We start from the raw sequence: 18,054 nt of genomic DNA, 5'->3' as shown, positions 1-18,054 counted from the left end.
CGGAAACGCCCGAGGGCGGCACCCCCCTGCTGGGGAGTGCCGCCCTCGGTCGCGTTCAGCGATGAACCACCGATCCCGGAGGATCAGAAGTCCATGTCACCGCCCGGCATGCCGCCGCCGGCCGGCGCGGACGCCTTCTCCGGCTTGTCGGCGATGACGGCCTCGGTGGTGAGGAACAGCGCGGCGATCGACGCGGCGTTCTGCAGCGCGGAGCGCGTGACCTTCGCCGGGTCGATGATGCCCTCGGCGATGAGGTCGACGTACTCGTTGGTCGCGGCGTTCAGGCCGTGGCCGACGGGCAGGTTGCGGACCTTCTCCGCCACGACGCCGCCCTCGAGGCCGGCGTTGACCGCGATCTGCTTCAGCGGGGCCTCGAGGGCCAGCTTCACGATGTTCGCGCCCGTGGCCTCGTCGCCCGAGAGGTCGGCCTCGAGCTTCTCGAAGACCGAGGAAGCCTGGAGCAGCGCCACGCCGCCACCGGCGACGATGCCCTCCTCGACGGCCGCCTTCGCGTTGCGAACGGCGTCCTCGATGCGGTGCTTGCGCTCCTTGAGCTCGACCTCGGTCGCGGCGCCGGCCTTGATGACCGCAACACCGCCGGCGAGCTTCGCCAGGCGCTCCTGCAGCTTCTCGCGGTCGTAGTCGCTGTCCGAGTTCTCGATCTCGGCGCGGATCTGGTTCACGCGACCGGCGACCTGCTCGCTGTCACCGGCACCGTCGACGATGGTGGTCTCGTCCTTGGTGATGACGACCTTGCGGGCGCGGCCCAGCAGGTCGAGGCCCGCGCTCTCCAGCTTGAGGCCGACCTCCTCGGAGATGACCGTGCCGCCGGTGAGGATGGCGATGTCGTTCAGCATGGCCTTACGACGGTCGCCGAAGCCCGGGGCCTTGACCGCGACGGACTTGAAGGTGCCGCGGATCTTGTTGACGACCAGGGTCGACAGGGCCTCGCCCTCGACGTCCTCGGCGATGATCAGCAGCGGCTTGCCCGACTGCATGACCTTCTCCAGGAGCGGGAGCAGGTCCTTCACCGAGGAGATCTTGGAGTTGACGATCAGGAGGTACGGGTCGTCGAGCGACGACTCCATGCGCTCCATGTCGGTGGCGAAGTACGCCGAGATGTAGCCCTTGTCGAAGCGCATGCCCTCGGTGAGCTCGAGCTCCAGACCGAAGGTCTGCGACTCCTCGACGGTGATGACGCCTTCCTTGCCGACCTTGTCCATCGCCTCGGCGATGAGCTCGCCGATCTGGGTGTCGGCGGCGGAGATGGAGGCCGTGGAAGCGATCTGCTCCTTGGTCTCGACATCCTTCGCCTGCTCGAGGAGCGCACCGGAGACGGCCTCGACGGCCTTCTCGATGCCGCGCTTGAGGGCCATCGGGTTGGCACCGGCGGCGACGTTGCGGAGGCCCTCGCGGACGAGCGCCTGGGCGAGAACGGTGGCGGTGGTCGTACCGTCGCCGGCGACGTCGTCCGTCTTCTTGGCGACTTCCTTGACCAGCTCGGCGCCGATCTTCTCGTACGGGTCCTCGAGCTCGATCTCCTTGGCGATGGAGACACCATCGTTGGTGATCGTGGGGGCGCCCCACTTCTTCTCGAGGACGACGTTGCGGCCCTTGGGGCCGAGGGTGACCTTGACGGCGTCAGCGAGCTGGTTCATGCCGCGCTCGAGACCGCGCCGGGCCTCCTCGTCGAACGCGATGATCTTGGCCATGTGAAGTGGTCCTCCCGGACATGGGGTGGATAACGCTCCAGGACCGCGCCGACGCCCGCGACGGACGGCCTCCGGTGCTCCGCGTGGTTCCTTGCCCCACCCGGCCGGCGGCCTCGTCTGCCCGATCCTCGTAGCACTCTCACCTTCCGAGTGCTAACGCCAATGATTAGCACTCGCCCTAGGAGAGTGCAAGCGACTCTCGGGTTTCGGGCAGCTCCGGCAGAGGACTTCGGACAGCTCCGGCACGGGACTTCGGGCGACTCCGGCAGAGGACTTCGGGCAGCTCCGGCACGGCACTCCGAGCAGCTCCGGCACAGGACTTCGGGCGACTCCGGCACAGGCCTCCGGGCAACCCGGCACGGGCCTTCGAGCAACTCCGACAGCGGCCTTCCCGCAGCTCCGGCGCGGGCCGGGGAACGCGCGAGGGGCCCGCTTCCCCTCAGGGATGCGGGCCCCTCGACGGCGTTGCGTCGGTGGCCGATCGCGCCGCGCTCAGACGGCGAGCTTGACCATGTCCGCCTGCGGACCCTTCTGGCCCTGCGAAATCTCGAACTCGACCCGCTGCCCCTCTTCGAGGCTGCGGTAGCCATCCATCTGGATCGCGCTGTAGTGGACGAAAACATCCGCACCACCGTCGACCGCGATGAAGCCGTAGCCCTTCTCCGCGTTGAACCACTTGACGGTGCCCTGAGCCATGCCTAACTCCCCTATTACTGGCCCTTGCGCGGGACCGCACTTCGCGGACCCGGGTCAGACCCTGCGCCGGAACGCGTCGACCGCCGCTGAATGTATCTGCCCAACTGCCCTCTGCAACAGGTCATTCGGGCGAGAATTCTGGGCACTGCGGAAAGGGGAATTAGGGAGAATCCCCGGAGTTCCGGGGCAAGTCGGGCCCGGCAAAACGCGCAGAACGTACACAACGCGCAGGCACTTTGGCTGCTTCCTGACGCACAGGGACGCATTCTCATATGCGTCCGGCATGAGCAGCAGAGGGGGCTTCCCCAACTCTACCCCGCTCAACCCTGCAGAATTGCCCCTTCCGCTTTATGGCGCGGAAGGGGCAATTCAAGAAAGACGGGACAAGAGATGCGCAGGAAGCGTCAGCGGCCTCCGGCACCGCGCCCGACGGTCAGCCTCCGGCGACGGCCGGGATGATCGAGACGCCCGCGCCGGCCGGGGTGGCCGTCTCCAGACCCTGCTCGAAGCGCACGTCGTCGTCGTTCACGTACACGTTGACGAAGCGGCGCAGCTTGCCCTGGTCGTCCAGGACGCGGGCGGCGATGCCCGTGTGGTTCTTCTCCAGGTCCGCGATGACCTCGGCGAGGGTCGCGCCCTCGGCCTGGACCTCGGACTGCCCGCCCGTGTAGGTGCGGAGGATGGTGGGGATGCGGACGTTCACGGCCATGTCTTCGTACCTCTCAGTGGGCCAGGCCCGCGTCGCGGAACGCGTCCAGGCTCGGGCGGATGGTGAGGGTCGCCTGCGAGCTGTCGGCCACGGCGTCCAGGGTCTTGAGGCCGTCGCCGGTGTTGAGGACGACGGTGGTGAGGTTCGGGTCGATCAGACCCGCCTCGACGAGCTTCTTCGTGACGCCGACGGTCACGCCGCCCGCGGTCTCGGCGAAGATGCCCTCGGTCTGGGCGAGCAGCTTGATCGCGTCCACGACCTGCTCGTCGTTCACGTCCTCCACGGCGCCGCCGGTGCGGCGGGCGATGTCGAGGACGTACGGGCCGTCGGCCGGGTTGCCGATCGCCAGCGACTTGGCGATGGTGTTGGGCTTCTGGGGCCGCACGACGTCGTGGCCGGCCTTGAAGGCCACGGACACCGGGGAGCAGCCCTCGGCCTGGGCGCCGAAGATCTTGTACGGCTTGTCCTCGACGAGGCCCAGCTTGATGAGCTCCTGCAGACCCTTGTCGATCTTCGTGAGCTGCGAGCCGGAGGCGATCGGGATGACGAGCTGGTCGGGGATGACCCAGCCGAGCTGCTCGCAGATCTCGTACGCGAGCGTCTTGGAGCCCTCGCCGTAGTACGGGCGGAGGTTCACGTTGACGAAGCCCCAGCCCTCGCCGAGCGGGTCGCCGATGAGCTCCGAGCAGAAGCGGTTGACGTCGTCGTAGTTGCCCTCGATGGCGACGAGGTCACCGCCGTAGACACCGGCCATGACGACCTTGCCCTGCTCCAGGTCGTGCGGGATGAACACGCAGGAGCGGAAGCCGGCGCGGGCGGCCGCGGCGCCGACGGCGCCGGCCAGGTTGCCGGTGGAGGAGCAGGAGAGGGTGGTGAAGCCGAAGGCGCGAGCGGCCTCCAGGGCCTGCGCGACGACCCGGTCCTTGAAGGAGTGGGTCGGGTTGCCCGAGTCGTCCTTGACGAAGAGCTTGCCGGGGGCGACACCGATCTCGCGGGCGAGGTTGTCGGCCTGGACGAGCTTGGTCCAGCCCGGGTTCAGGTTCGGCTTCTCGGCGACGTCGGCGGGGACGGGCAGCAGAGGGGCGTAGCGCCAGATGTTGGCGGGGCCGGCCTCGATCTGCTTGCGCAGTGCCTCGGGGTCACCGGTGGGGAGGTCGTAAGCGACTTCGAGAGGTCCGAAACAGAGTTCGCAGGCGAAGATCGGACCGAGTGCGAAGATTTCACCGCATTCGCGACAGGAAAGCCCGGAAGCGGGACCGAGGTCGACGGTGGTGGCAGAGGCGACAGTCTGTACAGCCATGGAGGCGAGGCCCTTTCTCCTCATCTTTCCCATGACGAACTTTTCGTCATGAGACGGATTTGGCACCTTCCCTAGCCGGGAGCCTCGCTGGAGGACGAGTAACCGACTGGAGGGTTGCCGGGGCTTCAACGGGCCGTTTCCCTCTGCCCCTCTGGATGAGCGGTATTCGATTGTGAAGCGCGGTGGACTTCGTTCCTGCGCTCCGACGCGGGCGGCACCCCGACGTGCATCGGGCATCCGCGTTGTTCAAGACTGTAACCGAAGGCCTGGGCGCTTGGACGGGCCGTCCGTACCGCGAGATGGAGATCACGTGCTGGAAGAGGTGGAGCGCTGGCTGGACCGGCGGTCCTGGTCCGTGGCTGACCGGCCGATGGAGCGGATCCTCGCCGCCAAGCGAAACACGAAGGTCAGCGTCGTGCTGCCGGCGCTGAACGAGGAGGCGACGGTCGGGGACATCGTCACTGTCATCCGCCGCGAACTGATGTCGGAGGCGGTGCCGCTCGTCGACGAACTGGTGGTCGTCGACTCGGGCTCCACCGACCGTACGGCGGAGGTCGCCGCGGCCGCCGGGGCGCGGGTGGTCGCGCGGGACGCGATACTCCCGCGCATACCGGCCGTCCCCGGCAAGGGCGAGGTCCTGTGGCGGTCGCTGATGGTGACGAGCGGGGACGTCGTGTGCTTCGTCGACGCGGACCTCCGGGACTTCTCGGCGGACTTCGTGACGGGGATCGTGGGCCCGCTGCTCACCGATCCCGACATCGACTTCGTCAAGGCGACGTACGACCGTCCCTTCGACACCGGACTCGACGAGCTCGCCTCCGGCAAGACCCCAGGTCAGGGCGGTCGGGTGACGGAGCTGGTGGCGCGGCCGCTGCTCAATCTGCACTGGCCGCAGCTGGCCGGCTTCGTCCAGCCGCTGGGCGGCGAGTACGCGGCGCGGCGCTCCCTCCTCGAACGGCTGCCCTTCCCCGTCGGTTACGGAGTGGAGTTGGGGCTGCTCGTCGACGCGCTGCACACGGTGGGCCTGGACGCGCTCGCCCAGGTGGACGTGGGCGTGCGCAAGCACCGGCACCAGGACGAGCGGGCGTTGGGCCGGATGGCGGCGGCGATCTACCGGACGGCGCAGCTCCGGCTCTCGCGCGGGCACCTCGTACGGCCGCGGCTGACCCAGTTCGAGCGGGGCGAGGAGGGGTTCGTCCCCCGGACCTACGCGGTGGACACCGAGGAGCGGCCGCCGATGGCCGATATCACGGAGTACGCGCGCCGCCGCGTGGCGTAACGCCCACCGATGATCCGTTTTGCCTACATTGCCCTTTTATGCGCTTCAGACAACTTCACCTGGGCGGTGTGACGGCGGTGCTCGTCGGCCTCGCGGTGGCCTCGCTCCCGTTCACGGCGGCCGGTCCGGCCTCGGCGGACGTCATCGAGCCCTTCGGCAAGCGGTACGACGAGTCGCTCTACGGCGACTTCACGACGCTGGGCAACACGGTCATGGGGTGCCCCACCGACCCCGCGGACATGGCCACGCGCTGCGCGACCGCGGCGAGCGGGCAGGGCTCCGACAACAACAACACCTTCGTCATGCGGCGGCTCGACGCCGCCGGCCTGGCGGCGGCCGGCGCGGCGCCCGACTTCGGCTCCAGCACCGGCCACGTCAGGATCCCGGCGGGCGCCGAGGTCGCGTACGCCCGGCTGTTCTGGGGCGGCAACGACGGCACGTACAAGGGGCCGAGCGGGGCGCAGCTCAAGCGCTGCGACATCTCCGGCGCCGACGTCGCCCCCTCCCCCGGCGACCCGGCGACGACCGCGCCGGTGATCAAGGTCGGGACGGGGGCCGCGACCCCGGTCTCGATCGACAGCATGGTCGCCGACCCGTCCGACGCCAACGGCCCGCACTACTACACGGGCGAGTCGGACGTGACCGCCGCCTTCGCGGGCGTCTCGGGGACGGACGCGCAGGTCGCGGTGGGCGACATCTGGGCGCCGAACGGCAAGGGCTGCGTGGCGGGCTGGTCCCTGACCGTCGTCCACAAGTTCCCCGGCCCCGACCCGGTCCGCGCCCCCGAGCGGCGGAACGTGTACGTGTACGGCGGCCACGTCCTCCAGCGCTCGACCTCCCCCGCCACCACGATCACGGTCGACGGCTTCTACCGGAGCGGCGGCACGGCACGGGCGAGCGTGACCGCGTACGAGGGCGACTGGAACACCCCGGGCGACAAGTTCCTCGTCGACGGCAAGGTCGTCACCGAGGCCCACACGGGGAACACGAACAACTTCTTCATCAGCGAGGACGACGGCGCCGTCGCCCCGAAGCTCGTCAACAACCTGAGCATCGACGCCAAGGCCTTCGACATCCCGGACGGCGCCATCCCGCAGGGCGCGACCGCGACCGATCTGACGTTCTCCACGAACGGCGACACGTACGTGCCGTCCGGGCTCGCCTTCTCCGTGCCGGTGCCCGACCTGGAGATCACCAAGACGGCGAGCCCGCGCACGGTGAAGCCGGGCGACACCCTCACGTACACGATCACCGCGAAGAACATCAGCACGCTCGACTACCCGAACGCCAAGTTCAGCGACGATCTGACCGGGAACCTCGACGACGCCGACTACAACGGTGACGTGCGGACGGACCTCGGCGCGGTGTCGTACGTGAAGCCGAGGATCGGGTACGTGGGGGACATCCCCGCCGGGAAGACGGCGACGGTCACGTACTCGGTGAAGATCAAGGACCCGCCGACCGGGGACGGCAAGCTCCGCAACAGCGTCGAGGTGGAGACCCCGCGTTCCAACTGCGGCGACGGCAGCGAGGACCCGTCCTGCGCGGTGACCCCGGTGATCGAGAGCCCGAAGCCGACACCGACACCGGTGGACCCGACCGACCCGCCGGGCTCGCCCGACCCGACGGACCCGACCGATCCGACCGACCCGTCGAGCTCTCCGGCGCCGACGTCCTCCGCGCCCGTGGATCCCACGGACCCCGCCTCCCCGTCGGCCTCTGCCTCCGTCCCGGTGGGCACGTCCTCCCCGGTCGCCCCGGCCCCGGGGCCCCACGGACAGAACGGCGGCTCGATGGCCGAGACGGGCAGCAGCGGTGAGCGGCTGTGGCTGCTCGGCGCGCTCGGCGTGGCCCTCGCGGCGACGGGCCTGGTGGCGAAGGCGGCGATGCGCGGCCGACGCGACCACTGACGCCGACCGATCTCGTCGTCCCTTTCGGCGGGCCGATCCGACCACACACCGTGGCCGGATCGGCCCGTCTCGTATACGTACGTTTGAGCGTTTACGGGACGGGCTAGGTTCGCCACATGGCTACTGTGCTCGTGGCATCCAACCGGGGACCCGTCTCGTACGTGCGCGGCGAGGACGGTTCGCTCGACGCCCGCAGGGGCGGAGGCGGCCTGGTCTCGGGCCTGAGCGCCGTCACCTCCCAGGACAGCCTGTGGGTGTGCGCGGCGCTCGGCGAGGGCGACCGCGAGGCCGTACGGCGCGGGGTCGGCGAGCCGGGCGTGCGGATGCTGGACATCGCCCCGGACGTCTACGCCGACGCGTACAACGGCATCGCGAACTCGGTGCTGTGGTTCCTCCACCACCACCTGTACGACATCCCGCGCGAGCCGGTCTTCGACGCGGAGTTCCGGCGCCGCTGGGAGTCGTACCGGAGCTACAACCGCGCCTTCACGGAGGCGCTCGCCGCCGAGGCCGCCGAAGGCGCCGCGGTCCTCGTCCAGGACTACCACCTGGCGCTCGTCCCGGGACAGCTCCGGGAGCTCCGGCCCGACCTGCGGATCGCGCACTTCACGCACACCCCGTGGGGCTCCCCCGCGTACCTGGGGATGCTCCCGGACGACATCCGCGAGGAGCTGCTGTGGGGGATGCTCGGCGCGGACGAGCTGGGTTTCCACACCTGGGGATGGGCGTCGGCGTTCGTCAGCGGCGCGTCCCTGGACGGCCCGGACGGGTCGGCGCGGGGCCTGTGGCCGAGCGGGGACCCGTGGCGCGGGGTCGAGCACCGGCGGGGTGGCGCCGAGCGCCGCACCCGGGTCCGGGCGTACCCGCTCGGGGTGGACGGCGAGGAGCTGCGGGCGCTCGCGCACCGCCCCGAGGTGGACGAGCGGCTGGCCCTGCTGAGGGCGGAGGTCGGCGACCGGAAGACCATCGTCCGGGTCGACCGCACCGAACTCTCCAAGAACATCCTCCGCGGCCTCCTCGCCTACCGCGAACTGCTCACCACCCACCCCGAGTGGCGCGACCGGGTGGTCCACCTGGCCTCGGCGTACCCCTCGCGGCAGGACCTGGAGTCGTACCGCTCGTACACGGCCGCCGTGGGGGCGCTCGCGGAGGAGATCAACTCCGAGTTCGGCACGGCCGACTGGCAGCCGGTCCTGGTCTCGGTACGGGACGACTTCACCCGCTCCCTGGCCGCCTACCGGCTCGCGGACGTGGCCCTGGTGAACCCGGTGCGCGACGGCATGAACCTGGTCGCGAAGGAGATACCGGTGGTCTCGGAGGCCGGCTGCGCGCTGGTCCTGTCACGAGAGGCGGGGGCGTACGAGGAGCTGCGCGAGGACGCGCTCACGGTGAACCCCTTCGACGTGTCGGAGACGGCCGAGGCCCTCCACACCGCCCTGTCGATGCCGGCACCCGAACGCACCGACCGCTCCAAGCGCCTCGCGGCGACGGCGACGGCCCTCCCGCCCCAGCGCTGGTTCCTGGACCAGCTGGAGGCGCTGGACACCCCCTAGGGGGCGTCTTGCCGATCAGGCCGGGCTCGCGGGGCCTGGCACCCCCTAGGACTCCGCCCCCTCCGCCCCCTCCGCCCGCTCCCGCCGCTCGCGCCCCCAGGCCGCGAGCGGTTCGAGGGCGTCGTTGAGCCGGATGCCGTCCTTCGTCAGCCCGTATTCGACGCGGGGCGGGACCTCGTCGTACGCGACGCGGTCCACGATCCCGTCCGCCTCCATCTCCCGCAGGTGGGAGGCGAGGACCTTCTCCGTGATGCCCGGGAGGAGGCGGCGGAGTTCGCCGAAGCGGCGGTGCGGGTGTTCGTGGAGTGCCCACAGGATGAGCACCTTCCACTTGCCGCCGATCACCTCCATCGAGGTGTCGATCCCGCAGACGTGCCCGTCCTCGGCTCCGGGCCGGTTCAGCGTCGCCATCCCCCACACCCTTCTGACCTGTTCGCTCACCTCAGGGTAACCACCCACTTCGAAGTGGGTACTTGAGCAGGTCAGAGGGCTGAAGCAGCCTGTGGGCATGACACAGAACTCCGCAGAGAAGAACCCCGTCACCCTGCTCGGCCTCGGTGCGATGGGTACCGCCCTGGCCCGTGCCTGGCTCGCCGCCGGTCACCCCCTCACCGTCTGGAACCGCACCCCGGGCCGCGCGGCCGGACTCGCCGGCGAGGGCGCGAAGGCCGTCGGCGGCGTCGCCGAGGCGGTCGCCGCGAGCGGCCTGGTCGTCGTCTGCCTCCTGGACGACGCCTCGGTCGGCGAGGCCCTCGCCGATGTCGACCTGGCGGGGAAGGACCTCGTCAACCTCACCACCACGACCCCGGCCGAGGCCCGCGCCCGCGCCGCGTGGGCCCGCGAGCGCGGCGCCCGCTACCTGGACGGCGGCATCATGGCCGTACCGCCGATGATCGGCGTCCCGGAGGCCGGGGGGTACGTCTTCTACAGCGGCGCGGAGGCGGTGTTCGAGCAGCACCGGGAGACCCTCGCCGTGCCCGCGGGCACCACGTACGTCGGCGAGGACACCGGCCACGCGGCCCTGCACGACGTGGCCCTGCTCAGCGCCATGTACGGGATGTTCGCCGGGGTGCACCACGCCTTCGCCCTGATCTCGAAGGAGGGCATCGACCCGGTCGGGTTCGCCCCGCTGCTCGCGGGCTGGCTCACCGCGATGGCGCAGGGCGTCCACCTCACCGCCGACCAGCTGCGGAGCGGCGACTACACGCAGGGCGTCGTCTCCAACCTCGCCATGCAGGTGGCCGGCACGCCCACGTTCCTGAGCACGGCCGAACAGCAGGGCGTCAGCCCGGAGCTGCTCCGCCCGTACTTCGACCTGATGGCCCGGCGCCTGGCCGAGGCGGGCGGCGAGGAGGACCTGACGGGCGTGGTGGACCTGCTGCTGCGCTGACGGTCCGCGCCGCGTTGTCTCCGCGTAACGCCCCGAAGACAGTGAAATTTTACCCGCCCCAACCCCTCCTCCCCACGGGTCCTTTCGTGTCACACTCGCCCCGATCGTTCCCCCAGGCGATCCGTCACCCTCAAACGGACCACGCGAACCATGCGGCACACCCGCATGTGAGCGAAGGGATCGCGACACGTGAAAAAGATTGTCGTGAGCATGACCCTCGGGTCGGCGCTCACCGCTCTCCTCGCCGCGGGGCTCACCCCCGCCGCCGCGCAGGAGACCCAGGACGCGGCACCGGCCGGCGCGGGAACCACGCACCGGTCGGACAACCGTCCCGGACCGCTCACGAAGCAGCGCACCGAGCTGCGCGAACAGGCGATCGACAAGATCGCCAAGGGGAAGGCACGGGCGAACGCCGACGGCGTGGTCGAGGTCGCCGACGGCAAGTTCGTCGAGACCGAGACCACGACCGAGCAGCGCCAGGAGAAGATCTTCACGATCCTCTCCGAGTTCGGCACGGACGGCTCCGGCAAGCTCGGCACCGTCCCCGGCCCCCTGCACAACGAGATAGCCCGGCCGGACCGGAGCGTCGACAACTCCAACGCCTGGACCGCCGACTTCAACAAGGCGTACTACGAGAACCTCTTCAACGGCTCCGGCGAGTCCATGAAGACGTACTACGAGAAGCTCTCGGGCGGCCGCTACTCGGTCAGCAACGTCGTCGAGGACTGGGTCAAGGTCCCCCACAACGCCTCCTTCTACGGCGACAACGCCGTCGAGGACACCGGCGGCTCGTGGGCCTTCATCCAGGACACCGGCGACGCCTGGTGGAACGCCCAGATCGCGGCCGGCAAGACGCCCGCCGAGATCGACGCGCACCTCGCGCAGTTCGACGTCTGGGACCGCAACGACTGGGACCACGACGGCGACTTCGACGAGGCCGACGGCTACATCGACCACTTCCAGGCGGTCCACGCCGGCATGGGCGAGGACGCGGGCGGCGGCGCGCAGGGCGAGGACGCCATCTGGTCCCACCGCTGGTTCGTCAACGGCGACGACTACGGCCTGACCGGCCCGGACGTCTCCGGCACCCAGAACAAGGGCGGCGGCGCCCGCATCGGCCAGTCCAAGTACTGGCTCGGCGACTACACCACCGAGGGCGAGAACGGCGGACTCGGCGTCTTCTGCCACGAGTTCGGCCACGACCTCGGCCTGCCGGACTACTACGACACCGACGGCGGCGAGAACTCCACCGCCTTCTGGACCCTGATGAGCTCCGGCTCGTGGCTGAGCCACGGCGCCGCCGCCAACGCGGGCATCGGCACCCACCCGGGCCTCATGGGCGCCGAGGAGAAGCTCTTCCTCGGCTGGCTGGACTACACCGACGCCCCCCTCGGCGCCTCCGGCACGTACACGCTCAACCCGGCGCAGCTCCAGGTCACCGGCAAGGACCAGGCCGTCAGGATCCCGCTCCCGGACAAGACGACCAGCACCACCTACGCCACCCCCACCTCGGGGACCCACGCCTGGTGGACCGGCTCCGCCGACGGCCTCAACCAGTCCGTCAGCCGCTCCGTGCCGGCCGCCCCGCGCGTCACGGTCAAGGCGAGCGCCTGGTACGAGATCGAGGCGGACTACGACTACCTCTTCGCCGAGTACTCCCTCGACAACGGGGCCACCTGGGCCCGCGCGGGCGAAGCCGTCGACGGCTCGTCGGCCGGCAAGTGGGCGACCCTGCGGTACACGTACGACGCGGGCGGCAAGCCGTCCCTCTTCCGGTTCCGCTACCAGACGGACGGCGGCATCCACTTCGCCGGCGCGTTCCTCGACGACATCACGCTGACCTCCGGCGGTACGACCCTCGTGACCGACGACGTCGAGCAGGGTGTCGGCGGCTGGACGGCCACGGGCCGCTGGAAGATCTCCACCGGCACCGAGACCGCCACCTCGCCGCGGTACTACCTCCTGGAGAACCGCGAGTACGTCGGCGCCGACGCGCTCCTCGCCGAGGGCCCGTACCAGTTCAACAAGGGCGTCACGGCGCCGGACTGGGTGGAGTGGTTCCGCTACCAGAACGGCCTGCTCGTCTGGTACGTCGACCGTTCCTTCGACGACAACAACGTCAGCAACCACCCCGGTGGCGGCCAGGCCATGGCCGTCGACGCCCGCCCGGCGCCGTTCACCTACCCCGACGGCACCGCGCCCTCCAACCGGCGCCAGCCGTTCGACGCGACCTTCGGCCTGGAGGCCACGGACGCGACCTGCCTCCACAAGGAGGCCCTGGTGGGCAAGGGCGGCAGCAAGACCGTCGAGACGCAGGCGGCCTGCGCCCCCTCCGTCCCGGGCATCCCGGTCTTCGACGACACCGACCCGAACGCGTACTACGACACGACGGCCCCGCAGGCCAGCGTCAAGGTCGCGGGACACGGCGTACGGGTCACCGTCACGGGCGACGCCGGTGACGACCTGACGATCAGCGTGACCAACCCGGCCGCGCACTGATCACCGGTACGGCCTGAGGGGGCGGTACGGGCGGGCTTCGGCCCCCCCGTACCGCCCTCGCCGTTTCTCCGCTCCGGGGCTCGTCCTCACTCCGGGGCTCAGCCCCGCGCCCGTACCGCCTCCGCGAGCGTGGTCAGGAACCCCACCACCCCCGGCGGGCCCGCCACCGACAGGTCCGCGCGGTCGGCGAGCTCCGGGACCTCGCGGGAGCCGCTGCACACCAGGACGCCCGGGGTGCCGTCCGAGCGGAGCTTCTCGACGGCGGCGAAGGCGGGCAGGTCGCCCAGGTCGTCACCCGCGTAGAGCACGGACCCGGCGCCCGTCTCCCGTACGTACTCGGCGAGCGCCTTGCCCTTGTCCATGCCCGGGGGCCGCAGCTCCAGGACCAGACGGCCCGGCTCCAGGACCAGGCCGTGATGGGTCGCGAGGTCACCGAGCGGGCCCTTGAGGGCCTCGAAGGCGGCCTCCGGGTCGAGCGCGCGGCGGGTGTGGACGGCGACCGCCCTGCCCTTCTCCTCGATCCAGACGCCCGGCCAGGCGCCCTCGCGGTCGAGGAAACCGGGGAGCTCGGCGCGGACGGAGGCCACGCCCGGGTGCGGGGCGGACGCGCGGACCGTGCCGGTGACGGCGTCCCAGCGTTCGGCGCCGTAGTGGCCGAGGACGACGAGGTGTTCGAGGCCGGGGACTCCGGCGAAGCCGCCGTAGCGGACGGCGACCCCGGCGGGGCGCCCGGTCACCACGACGACGGAGGCGACCTCGGGGGCGAGGGCGGCGAGGGCGGCCACGGCACCGGGATGGGCGCGGGCCTGTTCGGGGTCGGGGACGATCTCGGCGAGAGTCCCGTCGAAGTCGAGGGCGACGACGGCCTTCGCGGGCCGCGCGAGGAGCGCGGCCAGACCGTCGCGGCCGGCGGATGTGGTCGGGTGCGGGAAGCTGCTGACCATGTTCACGACCCTACCGACGCGGGGCGTCGGCGTCAGCGTGGCCGGGGTCACCATCCCCGGTCTTGACCGCCACCACCACCGCCCCGCCCCCGCTGCTACCGCCTCTGCTGCTTCTCCGCCCTCACCCGGCGCAGCCGGTTGACCGTCACCGGGTCGTGTTCCGCGGCGCGCGGGTCGTCGAGGAGGGCGTTGAGCAGCTGGTAGTAGCGGGTCGGGGAGAGGCCGAGGCCCTCGCGGACGGCCCGCTCCTTGGCGCCGGGGCCGGGCCAGGAGCGGCGCTCGACGGCGAGGAGGGCCCGCTCGCGCTCGCCGAGCCCACCGCCGTCCGTCCCGCCCTGCTCTTCGGTCATGCGACCAACCTATTACCTACTCGGCGGCCTCCGCCGCCGTCGCCGCCCGGCCGATCGAGCCGAGGACCTCGGCGGGCCGGCCGGCGGGGGTGACGGCCTTGCCGATGTTCTGCTTGACGTTCTCGCTGACCGTGGCCCACGAGGTCTTGCCGACCGGCGGGAGCTGGGCGTCGGGCAGGCCCTTGAGGAACTCGCGCAGGTTGGCGTACTCGGGGTCGGTCTCCATGCGGGTGGAGGCGCTGACGGTGACCGGCAGCAGGTCGTTGTCCCCGGCGAACTTCAGGACGTTCTCGTCGCTGAAGACGAAGTTGAGGAAGTCGCCGATCTCCTTGCGGTGACCGTTCTGCTTGAAGCCCATGATCCAGTCGGCGACGCCCATGGAGCTCTTGGGCTTGCCGTTGATGCCGGGAAGCGGCACCTGGCCGACCTTGACGCCCTTCTTCTGGGCCTCCTTGACCAGTGAGGGGTGGCCGTTGAGCATGCCGACCTCGCCGCTCGCGAAGGCGGCGAAGGCGGCCTTGCGGTTGAGCTTGCCGGGGGCGACGGGCCCGGTGAGGCCCTTGCCGACGAGGTTGTTCTTCAGCCAGTCGAAGGTGCGGATGTTCGCGTCGGAGTCGACGGCGTAGTGGTCGCTGGCGTCGGTCCAGCCGCCCTCGCCGCTGAGCAGCCACATCAGGGCCTCGGCCTGGGCCTCCTCGGGGCCGAGCGGCAGCGCGAAGGGGGTGCGGACGCCGCTGTCCTTGAGCTTCTCGGCGGCGGCGGCCAGCTCGGCCCAGGTGGTGGGGGCCTCGGCCCCGGCCGCCTCGAAGAGGTCCTTGTTGTAGAAGAGGGGCCGGGTGGAGGCCACGAAGGGCAGGCCGTACTGGGTGCGCTCGGTCTCTCCGGCGGCGACGAGCGGCGCGAGGAAGTTGGCCTGGACGGGGATGGAGAGGATCTCGTCGGCGGCGTAGAGCTCGCCGGCGGCCGCGTAGTCGGCGTAGGCGCCGATCTGCGCGATGTCGGGGGCCTGGTCGGCCTTGACCATCTCGGCGACCTTGCGGTCGACGTCGTCCCAGGACTCGACCCGGAGGTCGATCTTCACACCGGGGTGGGTCGCCTCGAAGGCGGCGACGAGGTCGGTCCAGTACTTCTTGGTGGTGTCGCCACCGGTCAGGTCGTAGTCGGCGGCGACCAGTCTGAGGGTCACGTCACCGGAGTCGCCCTCCAGGACGCCGCACCCGGCGACCGTCGCGGTCAGTCCGAGGGCGGCGGCGGCCGCGGTCAGTCCAAGGAATCGTCGCCGCTCCACGGCTTCATCCACCTTTTGCTCGTCGTTGAGCTGCGTCGGGCCGCGTGTTCGCCCGGCGCAGGGCCGCAAGTCTCCCCCGTAGCCGGGCATGAGGTCTACACCACTTGGGTATCACTATCGCAACGTGACGGGGACCATGGACCCATGGCGGGTCCCGAATTTGTATCCGTGCGCAACAATCCTCGGCAGTGGACTAGACCTTTTGGGTCCCGGCGCGCCAAACTGTCCTCCGTGAGACACGTCATCGCCCTGGATGTGGGCGGCACCGGCATGAAAGCCGCCCTCGTCGGGGCGGACGGCACCCTGCTCCACGAGGCCCGCCGCGCCACCGGGCGCGGGCGCGGCCCCGAGGCGGTGGTGGAGACCATCCTCGGCTTCGCCGAAGAACTCCGCGCCCTCGGCCAGGAGCGGTACGGCGAGCCCGCGGCGGCCGCCGGCGTCGCCGTACCCGGCATCGTCGACGCCGAGAACGGCATCGCCGTCTACGCCGCCAACCTCGGCTGGCGCGACGTTCCCATGCGCGAACTCCTCAGCCGCCGCCTCGACGGCATCCCCGTCGCCCTCGGCCACGACGTACGCACCGGCGGCCTCGCCGAAGGCCGTATCGGCGCGGGCAACGGCGCCGACCGCTTCCTCTTCGTGCCCCTCGGCACCGGCATCGCCGGCGCCATCGGCATCGGCGACCGCATCGAGGCCGGAGCCCACGGCTACGCCGGAGAGATCGGCCACATCGTCGTCCGCCCCGGTGGCACCGACTGCGGCTGCGGCCAGCGCGGCTGTCTGGAGCGGTACGCCTCCGCCTCCGCCGTCTCGCAGGCCTGGGCCGCCGCCAGCGGCGACCCCGAGGCGGACGCCGCCGACTGCGCCAAGGCCGTCGAATCCGGCGACGCCACCGCCATCCGGGTCTGGCGGGACGCCGTCGACGCACTCGCCGACGGCCTCGTCACCGCGCTCACCCTGCTGGACCCCCGCACACTGATCATCGGTGGCGGTCTCGCGGAGGCAGGGGAAACCTTGTTCACACCACTTCGGGCCGCGGTGGAGGAGCGAGTCACGTTCCAGAAGCTGCCCGCCATCGTCCCGGCGGCCCTCGGGGACACCGCCGGATGCCTGGGCGCGGGCCTCCTCGCCTGGGACCTGCTCGCCGACCAGCGCCCCACCGACTCGGAGGTTTCCGCCTGATGGCCGATCACAAGGTTCTCGCCGGCGCACACGTCGTGCTGCCCACCGGAATCGTCGAGAACGGACGCGTGATCGTCGAAGGCGACCGCATCACCGGCAGCGCCCCGGAAGGCGCCCCGGCCATCGACCTGACCGGGCACTGGCTCGTCCCCGGCTTCGTCGACATGCACAACCACGGCGGCGGCGGCGCGTCCTTCACCTCCGGCACCGTCGACGAGGTCCTCAAGGGCGTCCACACCCACCGCCTGCACGGCACGACCACCGTCGTCGCCTCCTTCGTCACCGGCGACATGGACTTCCTCGTCCAGCGGGCCGGGCTGCTCTCCGAGCTCGCCGAGCAGGGCGAGATCGCCGGCCTCCACTTCGAGGGCCCGTTCATCTCCCCCTGCCGCAAGGGCGCCCACGACGAGACGCTGCTCCGCGACCCCGACCCGGCCGAGGTCCGCAAGCTCATCGACGCCGGCCGCGGCCGGGCCAAGATGGTCACGCTCGCCACCGAGCTGCCCGGCGGCATCGACTCCGTCCGCCTCCTCGCCGAGCACGGCGTGATCGCCGCGATCGGCCACACCGACGCGACGTACGAGCAGACCGTCGCCGCCATCGACGCGGGCGCCACCGTCGCCACGCACCTCTACAACGCGATGCCCGCCCTCGGCCACCGCACGCCGGGCCCGATCGCCGCCCTCCTGGAGGACGAGCGGATCACCGTCGAGCTCATCAACGACGGCACCCACCTGCACCCCGCCGCCCTGGAGCTCGCCTTCCACCACGCGGGCCCCGAGCGCGTCGCCTTCATCACCGACGCCATGGACGCCGCCGGCTTCGGCGACGGCCACTACTCCCTCGGCTCGCTCGCCGTCGAGGTCAAGGACGGCGTCGCCCGCCTCGTCGAGGGCGGCTCCATCGCCGGCTCGACCCTCACCCTGGACCGCGCCTTCAAGCGCGCCGCCACCCTCGACGGCCTCCCCGTCGAGGCGGTCGTCCAGGCCATCTCCGCCAACCCGGCCCGGCTGCTCGGCGTGTACGACCGCGTCGGCTCCCTGGAGCCCGGCAAGGACGCCGACATCGTGGTCCTCGACGCCGAGTTCACCCTCAAGGGCGTCATGCGCAAGGGCGCCTGGATCGTCGACCCGACGGCAGGCACGACTGCCTGATCAGGTGTCACACGGAGGGGCGGTCGGTCGCGGGTCTGGGCCAACCGCCTTTCCTTTGGCATGATCGGTGCCCGTCGGAACGCGCGTT

At 71.0% G+C, this 18,054-nt stretch carries 15 protein-coding genes and 1 riboswitch; of the genes, 7 read left to right on the top strand and 8 right to left on the bottom strand.

Annotation, left to right across the window (positions count from 1 at the left end):
• Positions 1 to 83: 83 nt before the first annotated feature.
• The 4 genes from groL to thrC form a co-directional block, all read right to left on the bottom strand.
• Positions 84 to 1,712 carry a chaperonin GroEL gene (groL, locus tag OG580_RS19885; protein ID WP_267045015.1) on the bottom strand — a complete coding sequence of 543 codons (1,629 nt, stop codon included), beginning with the start codon at positions 1,710 to 1,712 and terminating at the stop codon, positions 84 to 86.
• A 492-nt stretch (positions 1,713 to 2,204) separates the two neighbouring features.
• Complete coding sequence (locus tag OG580_RS19880; RefSeq protein ID WP_015035246.1) at positions 2,205 to 2,408, bottom strand: cold-shock protein; 204 nt, start codon at positions 2,406 to 2,408, stop codon at positions 2,205 to 2,207.
• Between the two features lie 433 nt (positions 2,409 to 2,841).
• Entirely contained in the window at positions 2,842 to 3,117 is a 276-nt protein-coding gene (locus tag OG580_RS19875; RefSeq protein WP_055642141.1) for a MoaD/ThiS family protein, read from the bottom strand.
• Between the two features lie 13 nt (positions 3,118 to 3,130).
• Entirely contained in the window at positions 3,131 to 4,441 is a 1,311-nt protein-coding gene (gene thrC, locus OG580_RS19870) for a threonine synthase (protein ID WP_267045014.1), read from the bottom strand.
• A riboswitch (SAM riboswitch) is annotated at positions 4,435 to 4,579 on the bottom strand. It overlaps the preceding gene by 7 nt.
• A 148-nt stretch (positions 4,580 to 4,727) precedes the next feature.
• On the opposite strand from thrC, the gene OG580_RS19865 reads away from it, so the two are divergent.
• From OG580_RS19865 to OG580_RS19855, 3 genes are all read left to right on the top strand, one after another.
• Positions 4,728 to 5,696 carry a glucosyl-3-phosphoglycerate synthase gene (locus OG580_RS19865; RefSeq protein ID WP_267045013.1) on the top strand — a complete coding sequence of 323 codons (969 nt, stop codon included), beginning with the start codon at positions 4,728 to 4,730 and terminating at the stop codon, positions 5,694 to 5,696.
• 38 nt (positions 5,697 to 5,734) lie between these two features.
• On the top strand, positions 5,735 to 7,606 hold the full coding sequence (locus tag OG580_RS19860; protein WP_267045012.1) for a hypothetical protein: 1,872 nt from the start codon (positions 5,735 to 5,737) through the stop codon (positions 7,604 to 7,606).
• A gap of 116 nt (positions 7,607 to 7,722) precedes the next feature.
• Positions 7,723 to 9,159, top strand: a complete 1,437-nt coding sequence (locus OG580_RS19855) for a trehalose-6-phosphate synthase (RefSeq protein ID WP_267045011.1) — start codon at positions 7,723 to 7,725, stop codon at positions 9,157 to 9,159.
• Between the two features lie 45 nt (positions 9,160 to 9,204).
• Here OG580_RS19855 and OG580_RS19850 read toward each other — a convergent pair whose 3' ends face one another.
• On the bottom strand, positions 9,205 to 9,570 hold the full coding sequence (locus OG580_RS19850) for a helix-turn-helix domain-containing protein (RefSeq protein ID WP_267045010.1): 366 nt from the start codon (positions 9,568 to 9,570) through the stop codon (positions 9,205 to 9,207).
• A 97-nt stretch (positions 9,571 to 9,667) separates the two neighbouring features.
• Between OG580_RS19850 and OG580_RS19845 the strand changes: the two genes are divergently transcribed.
• Together OG580_RS19845 and OG580_RS19840 are read left to right on the top strand one after the other, a co-directional pair.
• Positions 9,668 to 10,549, top strand: coding sequence for an NAD(P)-dependent oxidoreductase (locus tag OG580_RS19845; protein ID WP_267045009.1), 882 nt, complete (start codon positions 9,668 to 9,670; stop codon positions 10,547 to 10,549).
• Positions 10,550 to 10,759: 210 nt separating this feature from the next.
• Positions 10,760 to 13,048 (top strand): immune inhibitor A domain-containing protein, encoded by a 2,289-nt coding sequence (locus tag OG580_RS19840; RefSeq protein ID WP_267045008.1) that lies wholly within the window; start codon positions 10,760 to 10,762, stop codon positions 13,046 to 13,048.
• A 98-nt stretch (positions 13,049 to 13,146) separates the two neighbouring features.
• Here the strand turns inward: OG580_RS19840 and otsB are convergent, their stop codons facing one another.
• From otsB to OG580_RS19825, 3 genes are all read right to left on the bottom strand, one after another.
• Positions 13,147 to 13,992, bottom strand: a complete 846-nt coding sequence (otsB, locus tag OG580_RS19835) for a trehalose-phosphatase (RefSeq protein WP_267045007.1) — start codon at positions 13,990 to 13,992, stop codon at positions 13,147 to 13,149.
• Between the two features lie 95 nt (positions 13,993 to 14,087).
• Positions 14,088 to 14,342 (bottom strand): DUF3263 domain-containing protein, encoded by a 255-nt coding sequence (locus OG580_RS19830; protein ID WP_267045006.1) that lies wholly within the window; start codon positions 14,340 to 14,342, stop codon positions 14,088 to 14,090.
• A 16-nt stretch (positions 14,343 to 14,358) separates the two neighbouring features.
• Positions 14,359 to 15,642: an extracellular solute-binding protein gene (locus tag OG580_RS19825; RefSeq protein WP_267045005.1), complete on the bottom strand. Its 1,284-nt coding sequence runs from the start codon at positions 15,640 to 15,642 to the stop codon at positions 14,359 to 14,361.
• Between the two features lie 219 nt (positions 15,643 to 15,861).
• On the opposite strand from OG580_RS19825, the gene OG580_RS19820 reads away from it, so the two are divergent.
• Together OG580_RS19820 and nagA are read left to right on the top strand one after the other, a co-directional pair.
• Positions 15,862 to 16,812 (top strand): ROK family protein, encoded by a 951-nt coding sequence (locus OG580_RS19820; protein ID WP_267045004.1) that lies wholly within the window; start codon positions 15,862 to 15,864, stop codon positions 16,810 to 16,812.
• On the top strand, positions 16,812 to 17,966 hold the full coding sequence (gene nagA / locus OG580_RS19815; RefSeq protein WP_267045003.1) for an N-acetylglucosamine-6-phosphate deacetylase: 1,155 nt from the start codon (positions 16,812 to 16,814) through the stop codon (positions 17,964 to 17,966). Before OG580_RS19820 ends, nagA begins: the two co-directional genes overlap by 1 nt.
• Positions 17,967 to 18,054 lie beyond the last annotated feature (88 nt).

The organism is Streptomyces sp. NBC_00094 (assembly GCF_026343125.1).
Classification (GTDB): Bacteria; Actinomycetota; Actinomycetes; order Streptomycetales; family Streptomycetaceae; genus Streptomyces.
Note: the sequence above shows the minus strand (reverse complement) of the source record. Positions and strands in the feature narration are given on the sequence as shown.

Excerpts from the sequence above, each read along its gene's own strand:
- groL (WP_267045015.1), bottom strand. The coding sequence starts at position 1,712 with ATGGCCAAGATCATCGCGTTCGACGAGGAGGCCCGGCGCGGTCTCGAG.
- OG580_RS19880 (WP_015035246.1), bottom strand. The coding sequence starts at position 2,408 with ATGGCTCAGGGCACCGTCAAGTGGTTCAACGCGGAGAAGGGCTACGGC.
- OG580_RS19875 (WP_055642141.1), bottom strand. The coding sequence starts at position 3,117 with ATGGCCGTGAACGTCCGCATCCCCACCATCCTCCGCACCTACACGGGC.
- thrC (WP_267045014.1), bottom strand. The coding sequence starts at position 4,441 with ATGAGGAGAAAGGGCCTCGCCTCCATGGCTGTACAGACTGTCGCCTCT.
- OG580_RS19860 (WP_267045012.1), top strand. The coding sequence starts at position 5,735 with ATGCGCTTCAGACAACTTCACCTGGGCGGTGTGACGGCGGTGCTCGTC.
- OG580_RS19855 (WP_267045011.1), top strand. The coding sequence starts at position 7,723 with ATGGCTACTGTGCTCGTGGCATCCAACCGGGGACCCGTCTCGTACGTG.
- OG580_RS19850 (WP_267045010.1), bottom strand. The coding sequence starts at position 9,570 with ATGGCGACGCTGAACCGGCCCGGAGCCGAGGACGGGCACGTCTGCGGG.
- OG580_RS19845 (WP_267045009.1), top strand. The coding sequence starts at position 9,668 with ATGACACAGAACTCCGCAGAGAAGAACCCCGTCACCCTGCTCGGCCTC.
- OG580_RS19840 (WP_267045008.1), top strand. The coding sequence starts at position 10,760 with ATGACCCTCGGGTCGGCGCTCACCGCTCTCCTCGCCGCGGGGCTCACC.
- otsB (WP_267045007.1), bottom strand. The coding sequence starts at position 13,992 with ATGGTCAGCAGCTTCCCGCACCCGACCACATCCGCCGGCCGCGACGGT.
- OG580_RS19830 (WP_267045006.1), bottom strand. The coding sequence starts at position 14,342 with ATGACCGAAGAGCAGGGCGGGACGGACGGCGGTGGGCTCGGCGAGCGC.
- nagA (WP_267045003.1), top strand. The coding sequence starts at position 16,812 with ATGGCCGATCACAAGGTTCTCGCCGGCGCACACGTCGTGCTGCCCACC.